Here is a 1,910-nt window from a genome sequence, read left to right as displayed (position 1 = left end):
CTGGCGCCGCTCGATATCGTACCCGGTGTGAGCGGATTATCGAAATTCAGCAGTACTGTCCGTCTAGCTCATATGGGGGAAGTGACTGAACTGGGCTTAAAGACGGGTCTCAAAGCCGGTATTCAGCGCGAATCCAGGCATGTGGCCAATATGGTAATCGATGCGGGAAAAGATTCGGCCGCCCGCATCCGGAGTGCGAAGGCGTGGGCGAAAGAAGTGCCGAGAAAAGTGAAACAAAAAGTGGCGGATGATATAATAGATACAGCAAGATTAATGGATTCCACTAATATCTATGTTAAAAATGTTATTCCTTCCCGCAAACTGGGTCTTGTGATTGAAGGTCCAAGAAATGTGCGCTTATTTACGGAAAATAAACACATGCTTGAAAATGGGGTAAGGAAACTGTTTAACCGCAGAAATGATGTCAATCTTAGGTATATAAAAATTGCCAGGAATACAGAGAAAATAAAAGAATTTGGTAAGTATTCGACTGCAATTGACGATAAAGTAAAAGTAATTGAAAAGGCTGACTTACCAAGTTGGATAGGTAAATCATTTAAAGACGGCAATTATAGGACAGTAATCACTGAAAAAAATGTTATTCTGTTTAGAACCTATGGCGGTGATGCCAAAATGACGGGTGCATTCGCAACGACCAGACCAGCTGGAAATAGAATCAACGCAAAAATTGACGCTGCTTTGGTTCCCGATTGGAAAAATTCAAGACAATATGAAGCTGTGATTGAAGTCCCGAAAGGGAAGATTCTAAATATTGGCAGAGTTGAAAAACAATTTACAAAGACAGGTGCCTTATTAAAAGGTGACGGAGACCAAATTCTGTTACCTCAAGGATGGCCTTCCGAATGGATAAAGGAAGTAAGAGAAGTTCCAAGCAGATAGGAGGACAAAATGGACACCAAAAATCAGTTAATCAGACAAATTAAAGTTGTCCTAGACCAACTAGAAAATAAATATTACGACGAAATAAAAAGTGGTGTGTTGCAACTTATTTATAAAAGATATACGAGTGCCTTGGAAGTATTGGAGAATAATAAAAATATAAATGAGATAAATATTATTGGCAGTGTCAGAGCTTACCTGGATAGTTACAGTGACTATGAAAATCCGTTACTAGAAGACCTGTATCATGCAGAAAAATTATATCAGAAACTACTAGAGGATGCTTAAAGAAAAAACAGGCATGCAAGCCCTGGAGCGAAAAGGGATCCTCTTCCCACTTTTCCTGGTAAACTGAGGCGTTATGAGCATGAATATATGCGTCATAGCACAGTATCGCTGATTGCCTGATCTGAAATTACCACTGGTCATGTTGTCGCTCAGGTAGGTTCTACTCGATAGGCTGATTACCTGTTGGAATTTATGGAAAAATTGGCTGCGGACAGTATATCCAATCAAAAGAATACGATCATTTGGGATAATTTTAGCATTCATAAAGATGGCTTATCCCGCAGATGGAGCGGGTTTAACGAAAAATGTGGGGGCCGGTTTTCCTTCTACTAATGACCAAGATCCTTGGTTTTCAGTGACATTAATATTAAATGATACAGGTAAATTAAACGTACATTTTGATTATACAAATTGGCATGAAAGTGGATTTGGTCCAACAGATAGAATTAAGTATTTTGAATATAAATAGAGTTTGCTGAACGAATCGGATTCTGTCAGATACAAGCCAAATTACGGTTATTAAAATATAAAATAATGTTGTGTAAAAATTTCAAAAAAAGAACCCTGAGCTTCCGCTCCAGATTCATTATAAGGAATTGAAGGGCTACTACTGTTTCACTGGTCTCCTGAAGGCGTGCTCGAATAAGGCCTAGCCCATACTTGCGCTTGCCTTCGCCAAATTTGCTTTCAACGGCATTACGTTCAGAGGCATCCTGCCTTGC

3 protein-coding genes and 1 pseudogene are annotated in these 1,910 nt (G+C 39.5%); 3 read left to right on the top strand and 1 reads right to left on the bottom strand.

Features of this window, described 5'->3' with window-relative positions:
- The 3 genes and pseudogenes from P9687_RS07555 to P9687_RS07545 all read left to right on the top strand — a co-directional run.
- A pseudogene (locus P9687_RS07555) lies at positions 1 to 900 on the top strand (hypothetical protein); the annotation flags it as partial.
- A gap of 9 nt (positions 901 to 909) precedes the next feature.
- Positions 910 to 1,188 (top strand): hypothetical protein, encoded by a 279-nt coding sequence (locus tag P9687_RS07550; protein ID WP_035191227.1) that lies wholly within the window; start codon positions 910 to 912, stop codon positions 1,186 to 1,188.
- Between the two features lie 268 nt (positions 1,189 to 1,456).
- Complete coding sequence (locus tag P9687_RS07545; RefSeq protein WP_235801735.1) at positions 1,457 to 1,657, top strand: immunity protein YezG family protein; 201 nt, start codon at positions 1,457 to 1,459, stop codon at positions 1,655 to 1,657.
- 25 nt (positions 1,658 to 1,682) lie between these two features.
- On the opposite strand, the gene P9687_RS07540 is transcribed toward P9687_RS07545, so the two are convergent.
- Positions 1,683 to 1,910, bottom strand: a 228-nt coding sequence (locus tag P9687_RS07540) for a transposase (RefSeq protein ID WP_328228881.1), incomplete at its 5' end; no start/stop codon positions are given.

This window comes from Weizmannia sp. CD-2023, assembly GCF_036225245.1.
GTDB classification, from domain to species: domain Bacteria; phylum Bacillota; class Bacilli; order Bacillales; family Bacillaceae_C; genus Weizmannia; species Weizmannia faecalis.
This window is presented reverse-complemented; position numbering and strand designations above follow the sequence as displayed.

Bases quoted from the DNA above. Each gene is read 5' to 3' on its own strand.
- P9687_RS07550 (WP_035191227.1), top strand. From the start codon at position 910: ATGGACACCAAAAATCAGTTAATCAGACAAATTAAAGTTGTCCTAGAC.
- P9687_RS07545 (WP_235801735.1), top strand. From the start codon at position 1,457: ATGGCTTATCCCGCAGATGGAGCGGGTTTAACGAAAAATGTGGGGGCC.